This window comes from Flavobacterium sp., from assembly GCF_046317795.1.
Taxonomy (GTDB): Bacteria; Bacteroidota; Bacteroidia; order Flavobacteriales; family Flavobacteriaceae; genus Flavobacterium.
This window is the reverse complement of record NZ_JBKCVI010000044.1, coordinates 1-21,934: the sequence shown is the minus strand read 5'-3', so window position 1 is coordinate 21,934 and position 21,934 is coordinate 1. Positions and strand designations below refer to the sequence as shown.

The 21,934-nt window shown below is 33.0% G+C and carries 18 protein-coding genes, 1 tRNA gene and 1 pseudogene; 14 read left to right on the top strand and 6 right to left on the bottom strand.

What is annotated here, in order from left to right:
* On the top strand, positions 1-1,435 hold a 1,435-nt coding region (locus ACK5ON_RS02865; RefSeq protein ID WP_409819709.1), incomplete at its 5' end, for a NuoM family protein.
* 4 nt (positions 1,436-1,439) lie between these two features.
* On the top strand, positions 1,440-2,819 hold the full coding sequence (locus ACK5ON_RS02860; protein ID WP_409819707.1) for an NADH-quinone oxidoreductase subunit N: 1,380 nt from the start codon (positions 1,440-1,442) through the stop codon (positions 2,817-2,819).
* An 85-nt stretch (positions 2,820-2,904) separates the two neighbouring features.
* On the opposite strand, the gene ACK5ON_RS02855 is transcribed toward ACK5ON_RS02860, so the two are convergent.
* Together ACK5ON_RS02855 and ACK5ON_RS02850 are read right to left on the bottom strand one after the other, a co-directional pair.
* Positions 2,905-3,501, bottom strand: a complete 597-nt coding sequence (locus ACK5ON_RS02855) for a mobile mystery protein B (protein WP_396176649.1) — start codon at positions 3,499-3,501, stop codon at positions 2,905-2,907.
* The gene (locus ACK5ON_RS02850) at positions 3,492-3,956 is read right to left on the bottom strand and encodes a mobile mystery protein A (protein WP_409819703.1); all 465 of its coding nucleotides are present in this window, start codon (positions 3,954-3,956) and stop codon (positions 3,492-3,494) included. Before ACK5ON_RS02850 ends, ACK5ON_RS02855 begins: the two co-directional genes overlap by 10 nt.
* Positions 3,957-4,421: 465 nt before the next feature.
* On the opposite strand from ACK5ON_RS02850, the gene ACK5ON_RS02845 reads away from it, so the two are divergent.
* The 5 genes from ACK5ON_RS02845 to ACK5ON_RS02825 all read left to right on the top strand — a co-directional run bounded on the left by ACK5ON_RS02845 (position 4,422) and on the right by ACK5ON_RS02825 (position 10,034).
* On the top strand, positions 4,422-5,687 hold the full coding sequence (locus tag ACK5ON_RS02845; protein WP_409819701.1) for a Y-family DNA polymerase: 1,266 nt from the start codon (positions 4,422-4,424) through the stop codon (positions 5,685-5,687).
* Between the two features lie 197 nt (positions 5,688-5,884).
* Positions 5,885-6,319 (top strand): LexA family protein, encoded by a 435-nt coding sequence (locus ACK5ON_RS02840; protein WP_409819700.1) that lies wholly within the window; start codon positions 5,885-5,887, stop codon positions 6,317-6,319.
* 196 nt (positions 6,320-6,515) lie between these two features.
* Entirely contained in the window at positions 6,516-6,908 is a 393-nt protein-coding gene (locus tag ACK5ON_RS02835; RefSeq protein ID WP_409819698.1) for a response regulator, read from the top strand.
* Between the two features lie 29 nt (positions 6,909-6,937).
* On the top strand, positions 6,938-7,477 hold the full coding sequence (locus tag ACK5ON_RS02830; protein WP_409819695.1) for a heme NO-binding domain-containing protein: 540 nt from the start codon (positions 6,938-6,940) through the stop codon (positions 7,475-7,477).
* Positions 7,478-7,547: 70 nt separating this feature from the next.
* Complete coding sequence (locus ACK5ON_RS02825) at positions 7,548-10,034, top strand: PAS domain S-box protein (protein WP_409819693.1); 2,487 nt, start codon at positions 7,548-7,550, stop codon at positions 10,032-10,034.
* A gap of 227 nt (positions 10,035-10,261) precedes the next feature.
* Here the strand turns inward: ACK5ON_RS02825 and ACK5ON_RS02820 are convergent, their stop codons facing one another.
* From ACK5ON_RS02820 to ACK5ON_RS02805, 4 genes are all read right to left on the bottom strand, one after another.
* Positions 10,262-10,555 carry a GIY-YIG nuclease family protein gene (locus ACK5ON_RS02820; RefSeq protein ID WP_409819691.1) on the bottom strand — a complete coding sequence of 98 codons (294 nt, stop codon included), beginning with the start codon at positions 10,553-10,555 and terminating at the stop codon, positions 10,262-10,264.
* Positions 10,556-10,620: 65 nt separating this feature from the next.
* A tRNA-Asn gene (locus ACK5ON_RS02815) sits at positions 10,621-10,694 on the bottom strand.
* A gap of 190 nt (positions 10,695-10,884) precedes the next feature.
* Positions 10,885-12,231 (bottom strand): RIP metalloprotease RseP, encoded by a 1,347-nt coding sequence (gene rseP, locus ACK5ON_RS02810; protein WP_409819689.1) that lies wholly within the window; start codon positions 12,229-12,231, stop codon positions 10,885-10,887.
* 76 nt (positions 12,232-12,307) lie between these two features.
* On the bottom strand, positions 12,308-14,224 hold the full coding sequence (locus ACK5ON_RS02805) for a M1 family aminopeptidase (RefSeq protein WP_409819687.1): 1,917 nt from the start codon (positions 14,222-14,224) through the stop codon (positions 12,308-12,310).
* Between the two features lie 178 nt (positions 14,225-14,402).
* Between ACK5ON_RS02805 and serS the strand changes: the two genes are divergently transcribed.
* The 7 genes and pseudogenes from serS to mgtE form a co-directional block, all read left to right on the top strand.
* On the top strand, positions 14,403-15,674 hold the full coding sequence (serS, locus tag ACK5ON_RS02800) for a serine--tRNA ligase (RefSeq protein ID WP_409819685.1): 1,272 nt from the start codon (positions 14,403-14,405) through the stop codon (positions 15,672-15,674).
* 98 nt (positions 15,675-15,772) lie between these two features.
* Entirely contained in the window at positions 15,773-17,551 is a 1,779-nt protein-coding gene (locus ACK5ON_RS02795) for a tetratricopeptide repeat protein (protein WP_409819682.1), read from the top strand.
* A 227-nt stretch (positions 17,552-17,778) separates the two neighbouring features.
* Complete coding sequence (locus ACK5ON_RS02790; protein ID WP_409819680.1) at positions 17,779-18,894, top strand: hypothetical protein; 1,116 nt, start codon at positions 17,779-17,781, stop codon at positions 18,892-18,894.
* Between the two features lie 27 nt (positions 18,895-18,921).
* Positions 18,922-19,257 (top strand): annotated as a pseudogene (locus ACK5ON_RS02785) (S41 family peptidase); the annotation flags it as partial.
* Between the two features lie 190 nt (positions 19,258-19,447).
* Positions 19,448-19,759, top strand: coding sequence for a DUF4286 family protein (locus tag ACK5ON_RS02780; RefSeq protein WP_409819678.1), 312 nt, complete (start codon positions 19,448-19,450; stop codon positions 19,757-19,759).
* Between the two features lie 73 nt (positions 19,760-19,832).
* A complete protein-coding gene (gene rsmA, locus ACK5ON_RS02775) occupies positions 19,833-20,609 on the top strand; it encodes a 16S rRNA (adenine(1518)-N(6)/adenine(1519)-N(6))-dimethyltransferase RsmA (RefSeq protein ID WP_409819676.1) in 777 nt (258 codons plus the stop codon).
* The coding region (gene mgtE / locus ACK5ON_RS02770; RefSeq protein ID WP_409819674.1) for a magnesium transporter at positions 20,599-21,934 on the top strand (1,336 nt) is incomplete at its 3' end. The genes rsmA and mgtE, both read left to right, overlap by 11 nt.

The window sequence follows — 21,934 nt, the reverse complement described above, 5'->3', positions numbered from 1 at the left end:
GGATGTAACTACTATATTATTATTACTTCTTGTTGGTTCGATTGCCACGTTTTTTGCAGGAGATAAATTAGCTTCCAAAGTCGCGCTAGTTTTTAGTTTAGCTACTTTAGGTTTGTCTTTGTATTTACTAAACTTACTTTATCAAGGAACAAACATCAGCTTCATAGGAAGTTGGATTGATAGCCCAAAAGTTGCTCTAGCTCTCAAAGCCGATGGATTATCGATGACGATGGTTTTATTGACAACCGCTTTAACTCCTTTGATTATTTTCTCCTCTTTTGGAAATAACTTTTCATATGCCAAAAGTTTTTATGCCTTAGTGCTGTTTATGTCCTTTGCAATGATTGGAACATTCTTGGCAGCAGATGGTTTATTATACTATATTTTCTGGGAATTGGCTTTAATCCCAATTTATTTTATTGCTTTACTTTGGGGTAATGGCGATGCCGAAGAGCGTAAAAAAGCGGTACTAAAATTCTTCATCTACACGCTTGGAGGTTCTTTATTCATGCTCATTGCTTTTGCCTATTTGTATTCAAAAGCGGGAAGCTTTTTATTAGAAGACTTATACAAATTAGATTTAAGTGTATCCGAACAATGCTGGATTTTCTTTGCGTTCTTTTTAGCTTATGCCATCAAAATTCCAATAATTCCTTTCCACACCTGGCAAGCCAAAGTGTATCAAAAAGCGCCAACAGTAGGAACGATGCTTTTATCTGGTATTATGTTGAAAATGGGATTGTATAGCGTTATTCGTTGGCAATTGCCTATCGCGCCTGATGCTGCAAAAACCTATATGCCGATACTAATTGGGTTAAGTATTGCTGGCGTTATTTATGGTTCAATAGTAGCGTTACGCCAAAAAGATTTGAAAAAATTATTGGCTTATTCTTCTTTAGCACACGTTGGTTTAATCGCCGCTGGTTGTTACACATTAACACTTGACGGATTGAGTGGCGCGGTTTCGCAAATGATAGCTCACGGATTTGTTATTGTTGGATTATTCTTTGCTGCTGAAATCATCTTCAGAAGATACCAAACCAATAAAATTGCCGATTTGGGTGGAATAAGAGTACAAACGCCAAAGTTCACTTCGATGTTTATGATTTTGGTTTTGGCTTCTGTGGCATTGCCTGGGACGTTCAACTTCGTGGGAGAATTTACCGTGTTGTATAGTTTAAGCCAAGTTAATATTTGGTTTGCCGTTTTAGGTGGAACAACAATCATTTTAGGTGCTTACTATATGTTGAAAATGTTTCAAGATGTAATGTTGGGAGAAACGAATACGAAAATTTTTGCCGATGTAACAGCGAATGAAGCCATTACATTTGTCGTAATTATTGGTTTTCTTTTGTTTTTTGGACTTTATCCAAAACCGATTGTTGATTTGGTAACGCCAAGTTTAAAAGAAATTTTAGAAGTAATAAATAAATAATAAAATGCAAGTAGTAATAACAATAGTATCATTAGGCGTTTTTTGTCTGTTGGCAGAAATTTTCAATTTAAGAAAACTACTGGTTCCAGTTACTGTAATAGGTTTACTTGCCATACTTGGTATTTCATTAAATCTTTGGGGCATCGACCCAAGTATTGATTCCAACTATGTCAGCATGATTGCTGTCGATAAATTCTCAAACGCTTTCTCTTCGTTATTCATTTTACTTACGATATTCTTAGTGGCGTTGAGTGGCGATTTTTATAAAGACCATCCCACTAAAATTTCCGATTTTATTGCTATCAAAATTTTTCTTTTGGCAGGAGCGGTTGCTATGGTTTCATTTGCCAACTTATCGATGTTTTTCCTTGGAATTGAAGTATTGTCCATCTCACTTTATGTATTAGCAGCAAGCCGAAGATTAGATATAAAAAGCAACGAAGCCGGAATGAAATACTTCTTGATGGGTTCGTTTGCTTCGGGAATTATACTATTTGGAATTTGTTTGATTTATGGTGCTACAGGTTATTTTGACCTAGCCGAAATCAAAGACTTATCACAAGGTGCAGGTTTACCAATTTGGTTCCCAATAGGAATTACGTTGATGATCATCGGAATGTTATTCAAAATAGCAGCTGCGCCTTTCCATTTTTGGGCTCCAGATGTGTATGAAGGTTCGCCATCTATGACCACAGCCACGATGAGTACTTTAGCTAAGGTAGTCGCTATGGCGGCATTATACAAATTAGTAATTGGTATGAACTCATCATTATCAACAACATTTGAAATGGTGATTGTAGTCGTTTCAATTCTTTCTATGACTATTGGAAACATCATGGCGTTGCGTCAAGACAATGTGAAACGTATGTTGGCTTTCTCTGGAATATCCCATGCCGGATTTATGTTGATGGCGCTTTTGAGTTTAACCACTGCTGCTAGTACGCTTTTATATTACACTGCTGCTTATGCCTTGGCAGGAATTGCCTCTTTTGCCGTAATTATTTATGTTACCCGAAACAAAGACAACGAAGGTATTGCCAATTTCAACGGACTTGGAAAAACCAATCCGTTACTGGCAGCGATAATAACGGCTTCGCTTTTATCGATGGCAGGAATTCCAATTTTTGCTGGATTTTTTGCCAAGTTTATGTTGTTTACACAAGCCATTACAGCAGGTTACTTATTCTTAGTGATTGTTGGGGTGATCAACTCTATCATCAGTATTGGCTATTATTTCAAGTTAATTTTAGCGATGTACACCAAAGAAGCTTCAGATGAAGTACAAGCAGTACCATTTGTGTATTATGCTGTAGCTGTTGTTGCAATTTTACTCAACATTATCATGGGACTTTATCCGTCTTTTGTGACTAATTTATTGCGCTAAAAACCGTTTTTTATTTAATTTCAGAACCTATTTTTAGTAAAACATCTGCTACCAATTATGCCTTTCTCCAAAAGTTCCCAGTAGCTTATGATTTTGAAAAAACCATTAGAGGATGAATGTCATGTTTATCCGCTTTTTTAACTGCAAATATATAGTTGCTTCTTGCCTCGGTGGCTTTCACTAAATTAGCACTGCCCCAAGAAAAAAATTTGCGGTTGTATAATTTTTCCATTATCAAATCTGCAATCAAGCGAGAATGTCTACCGTTTCCGTTGGCAAAACAATGAATACTTACCAATCGATGTTTAAATCGAATGGCTAATTCTTCGGGTTGGTAAGTATTATTTTCCTTCCAAAAAACAGCATCATCCAATAACATCTTTAATTCAATGGCTATTTGATAACTTTTGATACCGATGTTCTTTTCAGTTGTTCTAAAAGTACCTGCCCATTTCCAAACTTCGCCATACATTCTTCTATGTAGGTCTTTGATAAATTTTTCTGTAAACAGTTGTTCTGCTTTTAGTTTTTTACCAAAAGTCCATTGAATTGCTTTCTCAATATTGAGTTGTTCAAATTCGTCCAACTCCTCTCGAGTGGTTATAGAAGGAATAAGTAATCCTTCCTTTTCTTCCTCGCTTAGTGGCGTTTGACCATCAATGTATTCAATAGTTAATCCCATAGATATTTTGGCATTTCACTTTTAATTTCAAGAGTTTTTTGAGCAATGGCTTTTTCTATACGTTCCTTAGAATTTTGTTGATCTTCCAACGCCATTGTGTTGTTAGTGCGCATTACTATTTCAGTGGCTAATTCCTTTGCGCGTTTTTCAATCATTTGCTCTAATGATTCGTGTTTGGAAACAAAACCATATACCAACTGCATATCTATAGCATTGGCAACATCTCGCAAAGAGTTTAAAGTTATTGCACCATTTGCCTCTCGTTCTTCTATTTCTTTTACACTTTGAGGCGCAATATTTAAACGATTACCTAATTGTCGTAGCGACATTTTTAATGCTGTTCGAAATGTATTGACCCAACCTTTAGTAGGAACGACTGTTGCCTTTAAGCCCTTGAAAACAGCTAATTTCTTGTCGGTTTGCTGTAAAAGCAAATACTGTTTATTGTTTTTCATAAGAGTATTACCTGAAATATTTAATACAAATTTAAGGCAATACCCTTAAATAAACAAAAAAAAATAAGGATATAACCTTAAAATTTATACCATCAATCTAATTTGAGCTTTTCCTAAGAGAACTTTTTTAATATAAATTTTCACTTTTTCTAGCAACGTAAACCAAAGTAGCTTCCGATAAAATAGGCGAAGACGATTCGCTAAATACCAATAAAATTATAGTGAAATCAAGCAAAATCAATCCGTACCATTTGTGTATTACTTTGTAGCAGTAACCGCCATTTTACTCAACATTATCATGGAACTTTATCCGTCTTTTGTGACTAATCTATTGCGCTAAAACTCATTACCTACTTATACAGAAAACCATCAAGAGTAGTTTTGATAGTTTTTTGTTATCAACAATGGCAAAAAATTAACTTTTGTACGCAATAAAATAATTAGACTATTGTGTAATTTTATCCCATGCATGCATTAGTCGATTGTAACAATTTTTACGCTTCCTGCGAACGTGTTTTTCAGCCACAACTGATAGGAAAACCCATAGTTATTTTGTCCAATAACGATGGTTGTGTTATTTCGCGTAGCTATGAAGCCAAAGATTTAGGCATTCCAATGGGCGCACCCGAATTTAAAATTCGGGAAGAACTAAAGCAAAAAAATATTCATGTTTTCTCCTCCAATTATGCTTTGTATGGCGATTTGAGTAATCGCGTGATGAAAATATTAGAAGGTTTCACGCCAAATATTGAAGTTTATAGTATAGACGAAGCATTCCTCAAATTTGATGGAATGCACATTCATGATTACCATGATTATGGATTACAAATGAAACGCCGTGTTCAAAAATGGCTTAGCATTCCTATTTGCGTTGGTTTTGCCGAAACTAAGGCATTGTCTAAAGTGGCCAATAAAATTGCTAAGAAATATCAGGAACGAACGCAAGGGGTATATATAATCGATAGCGAAGAAAAGCGTATCAAAGCGCTGAAATGGACTAAGATTGAAGATGTTTGGGGCATTGGTTTTCGACTGACCAAAAAAATGAAAGACAAGAACATCCATACCGCTTATGATTTTACCTTGCCACACAATGAAAATTTTATCAAAACAACCATGGGTGTTGTAGGACTGCGTTTGAAATATGAATTAGAAGGCCAATCCGTGTTGGAAATGGATGTGCCAAAGGATAAGAAAAACATTGCCATTACCCGAAGCTTTGACGGAAACATTACCACACTCAGCGAAATGAAAGAGCGCATTTCTACCTTTGCCACCGTTTGTGCTGAGAAACTTCGTAAACAAAAATCGTGTTGCTATGGCGTGATTGTGTATTTGCGAAAAGACAAATACAAAGTAGAAACCCAACGCTATAATTTTTATAAAATAGAGACGCTTCCGTTTGCCAGTAATTCGTCTATAACCATCAGTGGTTTGGCGGTGAAAATGCTAAAAGACATGTTTGAAGAAGGTGAAATCTATAAAAAAGCAGGTGTTATCGTAACCCAAATTATCCCCGAAAACCAAAAGCAATTTCACTTGTTTGAAGAAGAAAACCCAAAGCATTTGAAATTGATGCAAGTCATGGATGATTATTTTAAAAAAACGGGCGAACGCAAAATACGATTGGGCAATCAGGATTTGCAACGCACGTGGAAAATGAAACAAAACCATTTGTCTAGAAAATACACCACCGATTTTAAACAAATTTTTGAAGTCCCATGCCGTTAACTTATTACGTCTCTTCGAGTGTCCCGATTGAAAATCGGGATGACCCGAGACTTAGTCGAACGGAGCGATAGCTAATCGAGAAGCTATAGTTGTAAAAGGGTTCTAGCTAAAGCTCAGTTCGCCTTCGGCTCGGGTCGATATAATTTTATATTTCAAAAATTGCATTTTCGAAACATAAAATCGAAACTGACGCACTTATGAAAAACAAAAAAAACATCACCTTTTTTCTACCCGATGTCGAAAACACTCGCGAACTTCCCTATTTCCCGAGCGGCATCAAGGCAGGTTTTCCTTCGCCAGCAGCCGATTTTGACGAAAGCAAAATCAGTCTCGATCGCGTATTGGTCAAAAACCATGAAGCCACTTTTTATGCCAAAGCATCAGGAACATCCATGATTGGAGCCGGAATAGACGATGGCGATATTATGATTATCGACAGAAGCTTAGAGCCACAAAACAACAAAATCGCGGTGTGTTGCATTGATGGCGAATTCACCGTAAAACGCATCGCTATCAAAAAAGACGGCGTATACCTATTGCCCGAAAACGAAACTTTTCAACCCATAAAAGTTACAGACGAGAATGAATTAATCATTTGGGGCATTGTGACGTATGTGATTAAGAGTGTTTGAAGTTAAAAAGTACCAAACCTTATATTAGGATTAAAGCTCCCCCTCTTGGAGCAATTTACAAATTTGATGAGAAGGTCGCTTATTCAATTATCTTGAAATCTAATTGATGTTACGTAACATAAAATTAATAATTTTTCATATATTGTAAATTTTTTCAATTAATTTGTAATAATAATAGTGATATAAGTTTTAAAGTATGAAAATTTTAATTGTTGAAGATAATAAAATAGCTCTGATGGGGATAAAGAAAATATTATCTGAATATCCAAATATGGAAATATGTACAGCTGAAAACGGATTGATAGCTTTAAACTTGCTCAATGAATCCGAATCTGAATTACCGCATTTCACCTTACTAGATTTGAATATGCCTATAATGAATGGATTCGAATTTCTTAAAGAAATAAAGAAGAAAGATAATTTAAGAACCATGCCTGTAATTATTCATACTACATCTTTTAACACTTTAGATGTTAAAATGTGTGAAGAATTAGGAATTTGTGGCTATTTTGTAAAAGAATTAGATATGGTTAAATACAAATCTAATATCAAACTCATAGCAGATTATTGGAAAGAAGCTAAAAAGTAATAAAAACGCAAGTAATTCAAAAAAGCTACATGAAGGGATTTATTTTTACCAATTTTATAGATTTTATTGAATTGAACCACGGATTAGAAATGGTTGATGAAATGATAACCAATTGTAATTTACCGTCGAAAGGTATTTATAGTTCATTTAGTAGCTATGAATTTGATGAATTGGTTAGTCTTTTAACTTATGTGTCTAAAAAAACGGATGTCAATCCAGAAATTCTATTAGAGCAATTTGGTGTTTTTGTTTTTCCATATCTTATTGGTAAACATTCCTATATTATTGATCAATATGATAATCCATTAGATTTGATAGGAGGTATTGAAAATCATATTCATATTGAAGTAAAAAAACTTTATAACGATGTAGATCTTCCAACTTTTAGACTTGTTGAAAAAAACGAAAAAAAATTATCCATAATTTACAGTTCCTCAAAAGGATTATCATACTTTGCTATTGGCTTAATAAAAGAGACTTTAAATCATTTTAATGTTAAAGGAACCGTTACTATTGACAAGTCTTTGGATGCTGAAAAAAGTGTTAAATTTAATATTGAACTAAATTAGACAGACTTAGTTTAACGCTTTATTCATTAATACATTTCTTTATTATTATTGACTAAAAAACTTCTTTATTTTGCTTACAAATGATATAGAAATATTAAAAAAAGCCCTTGAAAGAGAGCGTAAATCTAGAGAACTAGCTGAAAGTTTTGTAGAGAAACGCCTAAGGGAGCTTTATGTTAGTAATATACATCTTTCAAATAGAGTATTGACTCAAGAAGAATTCCAGAACGATCTTTTAGATAATTTGGTGGATGCATTATTTGTAATAGATTTTAAAGGTGAAATATTAAAAATTAATAAAGAAGCAACAAAACTTCTTGGCCTTGATAACGATTTAAAAGTTAATAATATATCACAGTTTTCTAATAGAAACAAAAAGGGAATCAAAAAACTGTTAAGTAAAGATAATCTTGAAAATGAGAATGAAGTTTTTTTTTATGAATTTATAAATGAAAAAAATCAAAAAAAATACGTTACTATTAAATCAAAAATTTTAGTTGATTCTGAAAAAAATCCCTATGCTTATCAAGCAATTGTTAGAGATGTATCCGAAAAGTATTTACTTGAATTAAAAATACAAAAGCAACAACAATTTGAAAAATTAGAATCGCAAATTTTAAAAGATTTATTAAAGAGTAATGATATTTTCACCAATGCCTTTGACTTGGTTAATCATATTGCTCAATTTTTGAATTCGGATGATTGTGTTATTTATGGTTTTATTAATAGAAAGTTAGTTCAATTAGCAACCACAACTACTAAATTAGATGCTAATCATATAATAAAAAATAAATTATCAAGAAGCATAGATAAAGGTGTTGTTGGAAGAGTAGTAAGATCTAAAAAAGGTGAAATAATTAATGACACATCTAAAGATATAGATTATATTATTGACGATAGATATGGGCTTTCTGAAATTACGGTCCCTGTTTTATTTGATGGAGATATAGTTGGTATTATTGATTCTAAACATGCTGAAAAAAATCATTATGCTAAAGATAAATTAGCTACTTTATCGAAAATTTCAATTTTAATTTCTCTTTACTTAAAAAATTCAGCATCAGAATTAGAAAAAAAATTAAAGGAAAAAGAACTAGAAGCCACAAGAAACAGATTAGGAATTATTTTTGAAAGTTATTCGGATGCTAAAATTATAGAATCTAAAGACAGATATATAGAATTTGTTAGTAATGCTTTTTTAAGTCTTTTTAATATTCCTCTAGAGGAACATAATCAATTAATAGGATTATCTTGTAAAATTGCATGGGATAATTCTAAAGTTCTTTTTCTTTATGAAAATGAATTTGTTAGTAGAATTGAAGAAATAGTTAAAAATCAAGAGGCGGTAAATGATGAATTACTTGAATTAAAGGACGGAAGATTTTTTTCCAGAAGCTATAATCCAATATTTCTCAATGGCAAATTAGATGGTCATGTATGGACATACAGAGATGTTACACTTCAAATTAATTATGATAAAAGTTTAGAATTTCAAAATACAAAATACAAAAATATTATTGAGAATATTAATCTAGGATTAATGGAAGTTGATAATAAAGATGTTGTTTTATCTGTAAATAAAGCATTTTGCAATATGAGCGGTTATGATTCTAATGAACTTATTGGAAAGAAGGCAAAAGATGTTTTATTAAAAAAAGAAGGAATAGAAATCATGAATACGAAAAACACAATTCGTAAAAATGGTATTGATGATGTCTATGAAATTGAACTTTTCACTAAAAATCGCGAGACCAAATATTGGCTTATTAGTGGTGCACCTAACTACAATATTAATGGTGAAGTAATTGGCTCGTTTGGGATTCATTTGGATATTACTGAAATAAAAACGTTAATTATTAAAAACGAAAATTTGATTTCAGATTTAACAGAGAGTAATATCGAACTTTCTAATTACGCCCACATAGTATCACACGATCTTAAAACACCTTTACATAGTATTGCATCATGTGTGGGTTGGCTTAAGGAAGAGAATGAAGATAAATTAAGTAAAGATAGCTTAGAATATATTTCTATCATTAATGAATCTATAATTGATATGGATAATTTAATTTCTAGCTCTTTACAATTTTCTGAACTTAGATCCTCTAAAAAAGAAAACAATAAATCTGAAACACAGTTAATTGTTGAGAGTGTTATAATGAATATTGATATTAACAAAATTAAAACACTCAGTATAAATATACTAAAGCCATTACCAGTTATTAAATTAAATAACACGAAAACCAAACAGGTCTTTCAAAATTTAATTGAAAACGCCTACAAATATAGAGATGCTAATAAAAAGAGCTTTGTTAATATTAACTGGGAAGATAAAAATGAACATATAATGTTTTCAATTGAAGACAACGGAATTGGTATAGCCGAAGAACATTTTAATTTCATTTTTGAATCCTTTAAAAAACTAAATAATAGAACAGATTCTAGTGGTATTGGATTATCAATCGTAAAAAAAATAATAGAGACTGCTGGTGGCAAAATATGGGTTGACTCAAAATTAAATGAAGGAACTACATTTTATTTCACTATACCTAGATAACATCTCCAAAAAATAATTAAACAGACCTATTCCTAGATAGTAATAATAAAGCCGCTACTTTGCTGTAAAGGATACCGCATGACCTGAGCGAAGGGACAGGCGAAGCAATCCTATCGTGTGTTATTCTAACAGCTACAATTAAAAAAAACCCGACACTTTCGTATCGGGCTTTCTTTAAGCTCCCCCTCTTGGGCTCGAACCAACCCCGATAGCTATCGGGGCTCAGGTTAATATTCAGAGGATTTATACTTTTCAAATAATTTTTCCATAATCTCAGAATACTTCTTTAAGTTTTCAATATATGCTTTGCTTTTCATTGCTTTTATGTGTTTTTCAATAGCAAGTGCTTGTGATTTAGATTCACAGTTAACTGTAAAGAATATAGTCCAGTCATCGGCATTGTAGGTGTATTTTCTGGTTTCGGAATTAGTATGAAATTCCATTCTAACATCAAGATTAGTAGTATAGCCAGTATAAAAGCGATTTAATTTTTGAGAATGAAGTATGTAAACAGTATGCATAAATTCAATTTGAAAATAAAGTTAAACAAAAAAGCCCGATACGTAAGTATCGGGCTTTCTTTAAGCTCCCCCTCTTGGGCTCGAACCAAGGACCCTCTGATTAACAGTCAGATGCTCTAACCAACTGAGCTAAGGAGGAAACTGTATGTTTTCAGTAACTACTTTTATTTTCTTTTCACGAACCAATCCCGATAGCTATCGGGACTCTGATTAACAGTCAGAGGCTCTTTTTATTAACTATAGAGGATTGTAATATCCTTTTAAGCGGTTGCAAATATAGAACGAATTTTATTTTTTACAAATAAAAACCAATAAAATTTATAAAAATATTACTTGCCAATAATGGCCTTGTAAATATCATTCCCATTGGCAAAAAGCAATAACGAAATAAGCAATACAAAGCCCACCATCTGAGCTTTTTCCAAAAATTTATCGCTAGGTTTTCTACCACTAATCATTTCATATAGTAAGAACATCACATGACCACCATCCAAAGCTGGTATGGGCAATAAATTCATTACGCCAAGCATGATAGACAATAAAGCAGTGATACTCCAAAACACTTCCCAACTCCAACTGTCTGGGAAAACATTATAAATAGCGGCAAAACCACCTACTCCTTTATAGGCGCCAGTATTTGGATTGAAAATTGCTTTCAATTGTTTCCAATATCCCGCCAACTGGTCAAATCCTTTTTGAATTCCAATAGGAACAGATTCGAAAAAGCCATAACTCTCTTTACTGAATTTATAATACCCTAGTCTTTCTAGATTATCTTCTTTGAGAGCTCCCAAGCCCACGCCTAACTTTCCTTTTTCATTAACTGAAATAGTAACTGGAGTTTCTTTTTCTTTTCTCAGTACTACAGCTGCAAATTTCTTGCCTTTGTTCGCTTCTAAAAAAGTAGTTACCTCATCAATATATCTAAAAGGTTTTCCTTCTATAGAAATTAAAATGTCTTTGGCTTTTAGTTGTCCTTTATTTGGAGAGTCATCGGCTAAAGCTCCTACTACAAAAGGCATTCTTAACCCTAAAACACTTTTTTTATCGGCATCTATAAAATTACCTATAAAATTATCGGGTAATGTAATCGTTTGTTCTTGACCGTTTCTATTAACCGTAATTTTTTTAGACGTTAAAACTTCACCACTCAAAGCTGGTACAAATCGCACCACTTTTTTTCCATCAATAGCTACCAGTTTGTCTCCAGTTTGTAACCCTGCTTTCTCTACCACAGGATTGGTAACCCATATTCCATCTTTGATATTTTCATTTTTGATGTAAAAATCCCCATAAGCATAGGTCATTCCAATATAAATAATAAATGCTAAAATAAAATTTACCGTAACACCACCGAGCATAATAATCAATCGTTGCCAAGTAGGTTTTGAACGAAATTCCCAAGGTTGAGGTGGCAATGCCATTTGTTGCTTATCCATACTTTCATCTATCATTCCCGATATTTTGACATAACCACCAAGAGGTAACCAACCAATACCATATTCGGTTTCGCCGATTTTCTTTTTTAGTAATGAATATTTGATGTCAAAAAACAAATAGAATTTTTCTACTCTTGTTTTGAATAATTTGGCAGGAATAAAATGCCCCAATTCGTGAAGTATGATAAGTATTGATAAACTCAATAAAAATTGAGATAATTTAATTACGATTTCCATAGGTAGTTGTCAGTTTCTTTTAAACGCACAAAAGTAAGGTTTTCACCTTTCTCCTGCATACAATAATTGTTTTAGATTATTTTTTTATGAATCTTTTATGAAATATTCCTTCAGAAGTTTGAATCTCTATGTAATGAACACCGTTAGACAAAGTGGTTACGCTAAAATCTGAAATGGAATTTTCTATTACTTTTTGTCCCAAATTATTGTAAACCGTTACTTTTTCTAGAACAATCGAAGAGGGCATTTGAATGTGTACTTCATCCGAACTCGGATTTGGATAAACCGAAATAGCAGTATTATTATCAAAAATTTCTTGACCAAGGGTAGTGGTAGAGTTTCTAGAAATAATATGCTTATCGGGATCAAACTCAAAACTTGTAATAGGGAAAGGAACATTTACTATAAATTCTTCTCCGTTTATATTATTATTTACTATTATGTCAGCTTGTTGTCCATTGGCTCCAAAAATTCTAATGGGCACTGGCATTTCAAAATAAGTAACCGAAGGATCTGATTGCGTTTGATTCACAACAAACTTGGCTTGTCCCGCACCCCAATTTTGAGCTGTTATAGAATACGTTGGATACCCTTGATTGTAAATCCAATCATTAAAAAATTCGGTTAAACTTTGTCCATAAACAGTTTCTAAATGGGATTTTAAATCATCTGTTACAGCATATTTATAAGCCAAATTGGTATCGGCTAAATAATTACGTAATGCTTGAAAAAAAGCAGTATCACCCATTTTGAAACGCAACATTTCAAGAACCATTGCCCCTTTATTGTAACTCAATCGGCTACTGAAAATTCTATTAACATTTGTGGCTTGTGCGTCGGTTAGATATACATTTCCTGTTGGGCTCGAAGTAATAAAATTTATCATTCCATCTTTTTCAGTAATAAAGGAATCAACCCCATCTAAGTTTTCAATAACCAAAGCCGCTAAGTAAGTAGCAAAACCCTCATTCAACCAAATGTCTTTCCAGGTGCCACAAGTAATTTTATCACCAAACCATTGATGTCCTAATTCATGAGCGATTAATCCTCGGCTAAAATTTTGCATAAACGATACCGTAGTATGCTCCATACCACCACCCCAACTAAATTGGGCATGTCCGTATTTTTCATTTCTAAATGGATACGGTTCAAAAAGTGTTTCGTATAGATTCATTATGGCCGGAGTTTGAGACAAATCAGCAACAGCAGTATCATAATTTTCAGGATAGATATAATTTACAATTGGAAAAGGAGTGGTAAGTCCTGCTGTCTGATTATACACTTGATAATTGGTCACGGCAATAGCAATCAAATAGGCCGGAATTGGATAACCATGATGAAAATGAGTTGTTTTATTTGCTCCAGAAATAACCGGTGCTTCAGGTTCTACACCATTTGAAACACTTACATATTGAGATGGTGCTGTGATAAAAACATCTATACTGTTTATTTTATCATTCAAATCTTGTTTGCAAGGCCACCAATCTCTCGCGCCAAAAGGTTCAGAAAGCGTCCATATTATTGGAGAACCATTGTGTGTCGATTGTACAAAAGAATCAAATCCATTGGTTGGAGGAACACCTGAATAACTAATTTCAATGGTAGCCGAAGTTCCTGTTGTTTGCGTTGACGGCAAGGTAATGATTAGTTGATTATTAGTGTCTTCTACAAATGTTAAGTTGGTGACTCCTTTTTTTACCGAACTTACCGTTAATTGATTGGCAAAATCAAAGGTAATCGTATTCATATTGGCCAAAGCAGTATAAGTAGTGGTGATTTTTCCGGTTACAAATTTTACCGTTGGATTAATTGTAAATTCTAATTTGTGATACGTAATATCATAGTTTGCAGTATTTGGATTTACTTGAACACTCATAAGTTGAGATGCCGATTTCATTTCAGCTTCAGCAATCGAGTTTATACTGCTTTTATTTTTTTGGGCAAAAACAAAAGATATTGAGAAACAAAGTAAGAATAAGTAGGTTTTTTTCATTGCAACGATATAATTTTTGCGAATATAATAATTATTGGAGTTTCCTTCTATTAAAAAAATTATAATTTATGTTTCTATCAACTTGACTTTTATCTGGTTATAAAAACCGAAGTTTTTTAGTATCACAAAGGTTTTGTCAAACATTTCATTAAATTTGCATCCTTATAAAGAAAATGTCATGTTACAGATTAGTTATATCAGAGAAAATAAAGACAAAGTGATTACCGCTTTGGCTAAAAAAAATATGGATGCAAAGTCCATTGTAGAAGACGTAATCCAGTTAGATGAAAATAGAAGAAGCGCACAAGTAGCTTTGGACAATACTTTGGCGGAAGCCAATAAATTATCATCAGCCATAGGTGATTTGATGAAAAATGGTGAAAAAGCCAAAGCCGAAATTCTAAAGCTAAAAACAAGTCAGTTAAAAGAATCTAGCAAAGAACTTTCGGAAAAACTGGATACTTTTGCTTCTGAACTGCTGGCAAAAATGTACTTATTGCCTAATCTTCCTGCTGCTATTGTTCCCGAAGGAAAAACACCAGAAGAAAACTTGACTGTTTTTCATGAAGGTGCTGTTCCTGTTTTACACGACGGAGCACAACCTCATTGGGAATTAGTAAAAAAATATGACATCATCGATTTTGAATTAGGCGTAAAAATTGCTGGAGCCGGTTTTCCAGTTTATAAAGGAAAAGGAGCTAAGTTACAACGTGCCCTAATTGCCTATTTTTTAGATAAAAACACCGAAGCGGGATATCAAGAATTTCAAGTTCCCCATGTAGTAAATGAAGCTTCCGGTTATGGAACTGGACAATTGCCCGATAAAGAAGGGCAAATGTACCATGTAGGCATTGATGATTTATACCTAATTCCAACTGCCGAAGTACCTGTGACCAATTTATTCCGTGATGTGATTTTACAAGAAACCGATTTGCCTGTTTTATGTACAAGTTACACACCCTGTTTCCGTCGAGAAGCGGGTTCCTATGGCGCTCATGTTCGAGGTTTAAACCGTTTACACCAATTTGACAAAGTAGAAATCGTTCGGGTGGAACATCCTGACAAATCTTATGAAGCATTGGATGGCATGGTAGAACATGTGAAAAATATTCTTCAAGAACTTCAATTGCCCTATAGAATTCTGCGGCTCTGTGGTGGCGATATGAGTTTTGCATCGGCATTAACTTATGATTTTGAAGTGTTTTCAACCGCACAAGATAGATGGTTGGAAATATCTTCGGTATCTAATTTTGAAACCTTTCAAGCGCAACGATTGAAATTGCGTTTCAAAGGAAAAGATGGAAAAACGCATTTGGCACACACTTTAAACGGAAGTTCATTGGCTTTGCCTAGAGTTTTAGCAGGAATATTAGAAAATTATCAAACTCCCGAAGGCATTGTAATTCCGGAAGTATTGCGCCCTTATACTGGCTTTGATATCATTAACTAAAAGTTAATCTGCCTGTCGGCAGACAGGTCTTTTTCTAAAATAATTTACTAATTCAACACAAAAAAGTGTTACTTTGGTACATTGCTTTTTTACACTATATGAAAAAACTCCTATCCATAGCATTCTTATTTCTTTCGTTATTTGCGTTTGCTCAAAACGAGCAATTGGCTAATAATTATTTTGACCGAGGAGAATTTGAAAAAGCTTTGGTGAGCTACGAAGAATTATTAAAAGCTCAGGGGGGAAATTCTAACTATTTTCAAAAAGTGATAGATTGTTATCAGCAATTGCAACAATTTGACAAAGCGCAAAAAGCCATTGAAGATCGGCTAGATAAATACAAACAAAATAATCTTTTGATTGAATTAGGGTTTAACTATCAATTACAAAAAAACCAAGATAAAGCCAATAAATATTATGATCAAGCCATAAGCAAAATCAAAAAAAATGCAAACGAAGCATATGGTATTGCCTATGTTTTTGAAAAAAAATCGTTGTTTGATTATGCTTTGCTATCCTATAAAACGGCGATAGAAACTGACCCTAATTTAAATTTTAATTTTCAAATGGCCATGCTTTATGGGCAACTAGGAAATACCGATTTGATGATTGAAACCTATCTTCTTGAAGCTTATAAAAACCCACAAAATCTTCCCATAATTCAAAACCAACTGTCCCGATTTATGACTGAAGATGCTGATACCAATTTTAATGAGCTATTGAAAAAAGCATTATTAATAAAGGCGCAAAAAACGCAAGATGTTTTTTGGAACGATTTTCTAAGCTGGTATTTTGTCCAACTCAAGGAATATGGCAAAGCATTTATTCAACAAAAAGCAATATACAAACGTAATCCAGAATCGTTTGGCAATATTGTCAATTTGGCTCAAATGGCAATAGAAGACAATGACCAAGATTCTGCTAAAGAAATTTTGACTTTTGTAATTGAAAACACTAATGATTTAGAATTGTTAATCCAATCTCATTCCTATTTGATAGAAATGAAAATCGATCATGCAATAGAAAAAGAGTATCCTGCTATTACTGAAGAATTGGATGGATTGATTAGAGAATTCGGGACAAGTCCATACACGCTTTCTTTATTAAAATTACAAGCTAGCTTCAATGCTTTTCATTTGAACAATCCAGAAAAAGCCAAAGTGATTTTGAAAAACGCTTTGGAAATGCCACTCAACAGATACCAATTGGCAGAAGTTAAAATGGAATTAGCAGATATACTGTTGTATGAAGAAAAATTCAATCAAGCGTTGATTTATTATTCCCAAGTGGATGAAGAAATGGGTGGCGATATTGTAGGACAGGAAGCCAGTTTGAGAACAGCCAAAACAAGCTATTATAAAACCGATTTTCAATGGGCATCACACCAATTAAAAGTATTAAAGTCGGCGTCGTCTCAGTTGATTGCCAACGATGCTTTGGATTTATTTCTCTTGATAAGCGACAATACAGTGGAAGATTCCACTCAAGTAGCTTTGAAAAAGTTTGCCCGTGCTGATTTTTTGTTTTATCAAAATAAGAAAGAAGAGGCGTTAGCTCAATTCCAAATGATTTTAAAAGAACACCAAGGCGAAGAAATTGAACCCGTAACTTTATTTCGCATTGGGAAAATCTATGAAAAAAAAGGAGATTTTTCCAAAGCATTGGAAAATTACAACGAGATAATTACCAAGCATAAAGAAAGCATTTATATAGATGAAGCGCTTTATTGTTCAGCCGAAATTTATAACATTTCATTGAATGAGCCCGAAAAAGCCAAACCACTTTATGAAGAAATGATATTTAAACACGAGGATAGCATTTACTATGTTGACTCGAGGAACAAGTACAGGAAACTGAGGGGAGACACGAATCTTTAGTGTTCAGTCCCGATAGCTATCGGGAGTTTTCAGAGATATTCTTCAAAAAAACAAAATCAAATGCAGTGAAAAAAATCATTCTTATTTTTATTTTAATTGTTTCTCATTTTGGATTTTCTCAAGAATTAGTAAAAGTAGAAAATTTGTCAAGTTTATGCAAAATTTGGGGGTTCCTTAAATACTATCACCCAAATGTTGCCAAAGGTGATTTTAATTTTGACGAACAATTGTTAACAATTTTACCTAAAATAGAACAAGCAAAAAACAAAGAAGAACTTTCTAAACTATATTTAGATTGGATAAAAAGTTTGGGAACAGTTAAAGTTTGTAAAACTTGTAATGAATTTACAAATAAAAAATATTTTGACAAGAATTTCGACCTTTCTTGGACACAAAGCACCGAAACATTTACAAATGAACTTAGAAATAAGCTAAAATATATTGAAAACAATAGATTTCAAGGCAATAGTTATTATGTTACTTCTACTAATATTGGAAATATAGAAATTAAAAATGAACCTAAATATGACAATTTTGAGTTTCCTAATGAAAATTATCGGTTATTAGGCTTATTTAAATTTTGGAATACAATAGAGTATTTTTATCCTTATAAATACCTAACAAATCAAAACTGGAATGAAGTTTTAAATGAAATGATTCCTAAATTTATAAATGCAAAAAATGCAACTGAATATCATTTAGCAATGCTTGAAGCAGTTGTGAAATTGGATGATAGTCATGGTGTTTTTAAAACAGAATTTACAACAGAATATTTTGGCACCAAGTTTATTCCAGCAAAATTAAAAATAATTGATGATAAAGCTATAGTAACTGGGTTTCGGAACGATTCATTATCTAAAATTAATGATTTAAGAATTGGAGATATTATTGAAAAAATTAATGAAAAAACCATAAATGATATTCTTAATGAAAGATTAAAATATATTGCAGGTTCAAATCATAATAGCAAATTAAGAGATTGTTACTATACCATTATAAATGGCAATACAGATTCTGTAAAAGTATCTTTAAATAGAAATGGTAAGTTATATGATAAAATAATTTATCGTTACCATTTTGATTTGATTTTCAAAAAAAACAGTAAAAATGAAAAATATAAATTTTTAGAGAATAATATTGGATATATTGATATGTCAGCTATAGATATGAAAGATGTTGACCAAACAATGAAAAAATTAGAAAACACTAAAGCTATAATTATAGATATTAGGAACTATCCTAATTTTATACCCTATTCTATTGCAAACTATTTAAATTCAGAAAAAAAACCTTTTGTTAAAACAAATATTCCAGATTTAAAATATCCTGGAAAATTTATTTGAAAAGAATACGCTACCGCTGGAAAAAATAATAAAGAATATTTTAAAGGTAAAGTTGTTTTGCTTGTAAATGAAGAAACTCAAAGTAGAGCGGAATATTCTGTAATGTGTTTGCAAACTGCAAATAATGTAATAACTATTGGTAGTCAAACTGCTGGAGCTGATGGCGATATGAGTTACATTGAGTTTGTTGGTGGGTATAAATCAGTAATGTCGGGTACTGGTGTATATTATCCAGACGGAACAATTACACAAAGAAAAGGAGTTAAAGTAGATATAGAAATACTTCCTACAATAAAAGGGATTCAAGAAGGAAAAGACGAAGTATTAGAAAAAGCAATTGAAATAATTATAACAGAAGAATAAATACTTTTGCCAATAACTGTTATACAAGATTTGTGTTTTATAATGAATTAAACATATTTTTGTGTTTTTAAAGTTATTGTTTGTCAATAGTTTTAATTATTAATCTCAAACCTCGATTTGCCACAAGACTTTTTCTGAAGAAGATTATAAATCAAAAATCGTTAATCAGCAATCAAAAATCTATTATCTTATGATTTTATACAACGTCACTATAAACATTCACGAAAGTGTTCACGACCAATGGATGATTTGGATGCAACACAAACACATTCATGATGTTCTTGCCACAGGAAAATTTACTGCGGCACGCATGGTAAAAGTATTGGTTGAAGAAGAAATGGGCGGAACAACCTATTCCATTCAATACACCACTGACAGTAAAGAAACGTTGCAAAAATATTACGATGAAGATGCGCCTCGGCTTCGTGAAGAAGGATTGCAATTATTTGGTGATAAAATGTTGGCTTTTAGAACAGAATTGGAATTGATTTCGGAACATTAAAAAATGTTTGTAGTTTATGGTTTGTAGTTTATAGTTGCTAACCAAAAACTAAAAACCATAAACAACCAACCCTATGGACGTAAAAGCCAAAAAACACCTCGGACAACATTTTTTAACTGACGAAAGTATCGCGTCAGCCATTGCCGATACCTTAGCTCTTGATGGCTATGACAACATCCTAGAAATTGGTCCAGGAATGGGCGTTTTAACCAAATACCTTTTGGAAAAACCAACCACAACGTATGTCATTGAAATCGACACTGAATCTGTTGATTATTTGAATACTCATTATCCAAAACTCCATGGAAAAATAATTTCCAAAGATTTTTTGAAATACAACATCAACGAAGTTTTTGAAGGAAAACCGTTTGCTATTATTGGTAATTTCCCATACAATATCTCTACTCAAATCGTATTTCGCTGTTTGGAATTGCGTGAACAAGTTCCAGAGTTTTCGGGTATGTTTCAAAAAGAAGTGGCCGAACGAATTTGTTCCAAAAAAGGGAGTAAAGTGTATGGAATACTTTCCGTATTGGTGCAAGCTTTTTATAATGCCGAATATTTATTTACGGTTGACGAACATGTTTTTAATCCGCCACCAAAAATTAAATCGGGTGTGTTACGATTGCGCAGAAAAGAGAATTTTACGCTACCTTGTAATGAAAAACTTTTCTTCTCAGTAGTAAAAACTGGCTTTCAACAACGCCGTAAGACGTTAAGAAATAGTTTAAAATCATTTGGGCTGTCGGATAATTTAAAAGAAGACACTATCTTTGACCTCAGACCTGAGCAACTATCAGTTGAACAATTTATAGAACTCACTCAAAAAATAGAAGCCAATGCAGTTTAAAATCAGCAAAGAACTCTTAGCACAAATTGAGCAACTCATTCACGACAAAAACGACCAAGAATTGGAAGTGTTGCTGAATGACTTGCATCATGCTGATATTGCTGAGATTTTTGATGAATTAGACATTGATGAAGCCATCTATATATTCAAAATATTGGATAGCGAAATTACCGCTGAAATTCTTACTGAATTAGAAGAAGATGTTCGTGAAAAAATTCTTCACGGTCTTTCGGCCAAAGAAATTGCAGAAGAGCTAGACGAGTTGGATACCGATGATGCTGCAGATATTATTGCCGAACTTTCGCAAAGCAAAAAAGCAGAAGTAATCTTGGAGTTGGAGGATGTTGAACACGCCAAAGACATTGTTGATTTATTGCGCTACGACGAAGATACTGCTGGAGGACTAATGGGGAAAGAGTTGGTAAAAGTCAATGAAAACTGGAACGTACTAACTTGTGTCAAAGAAATGCGAATCCAAGCAGAACATGTTACCCGAGTACATTCTATTTATGTTGTGGATGATGAAAACAGATTGAAAGGAAGATTATCTCTAAAAGATTTATTGACTACTTCTACCAAAACACCCATCAGTGATGTCTATATTAAAAAAGTTGACTACGTAAGAGTAGATACCGAAAATACAGAAGTGGCTCGTATCATGCAAAAATATGACTTGGAAGCCATTCCTGTTGTGGATGAAATGGGCAGATTGGTTGGTCGAGTTACTATTGATGATATTGTTGATGTAATTAAGGAAGAAGCCGACAAAGATTACCAATTAGCAGCGGGTATCTCTCAAGATGTTGAGGCAGATGATAGCATTTTAGAACTCACCAAAGCACGTTTACCTTGGTTGGTATTGGCACTATTAGGCGGATTTATTAGTGTAAAAATGCTGGGATTATTCGAAGGTGCCATGTTGAAACATGGAGAATTATTTTTCTTCACTCCATTAATTGCTGCTATGGCTGGCAATGTAGGTGTTCAATCTTCTGCTATAATTGTGCAAGGTTTAGCCAATCACTCCATCAGCGGTTCTATTTTCAACCGATTGTTAAAAGAAATTTCATTGAGTCTTTTAAATGGGGCGATACTTGCTGCGATACTTTTTATTGGGAGTCATTTCCTTTTGGGTGTTGAGCCAAAAATTGGAATGATAGTTACCATTGCTCTAGTCTCTGTAATTATTATCGCCTCACTTATTGGCACATTTATTCCGCTTTTACTTGATAAATTTGGCATTGACCCAGCTCTTGCTACGGGTCCGTTTATCACTACGAGTAACGATATTTGCGGTATTTTGATTTATTTTTCAATTGCTAAAT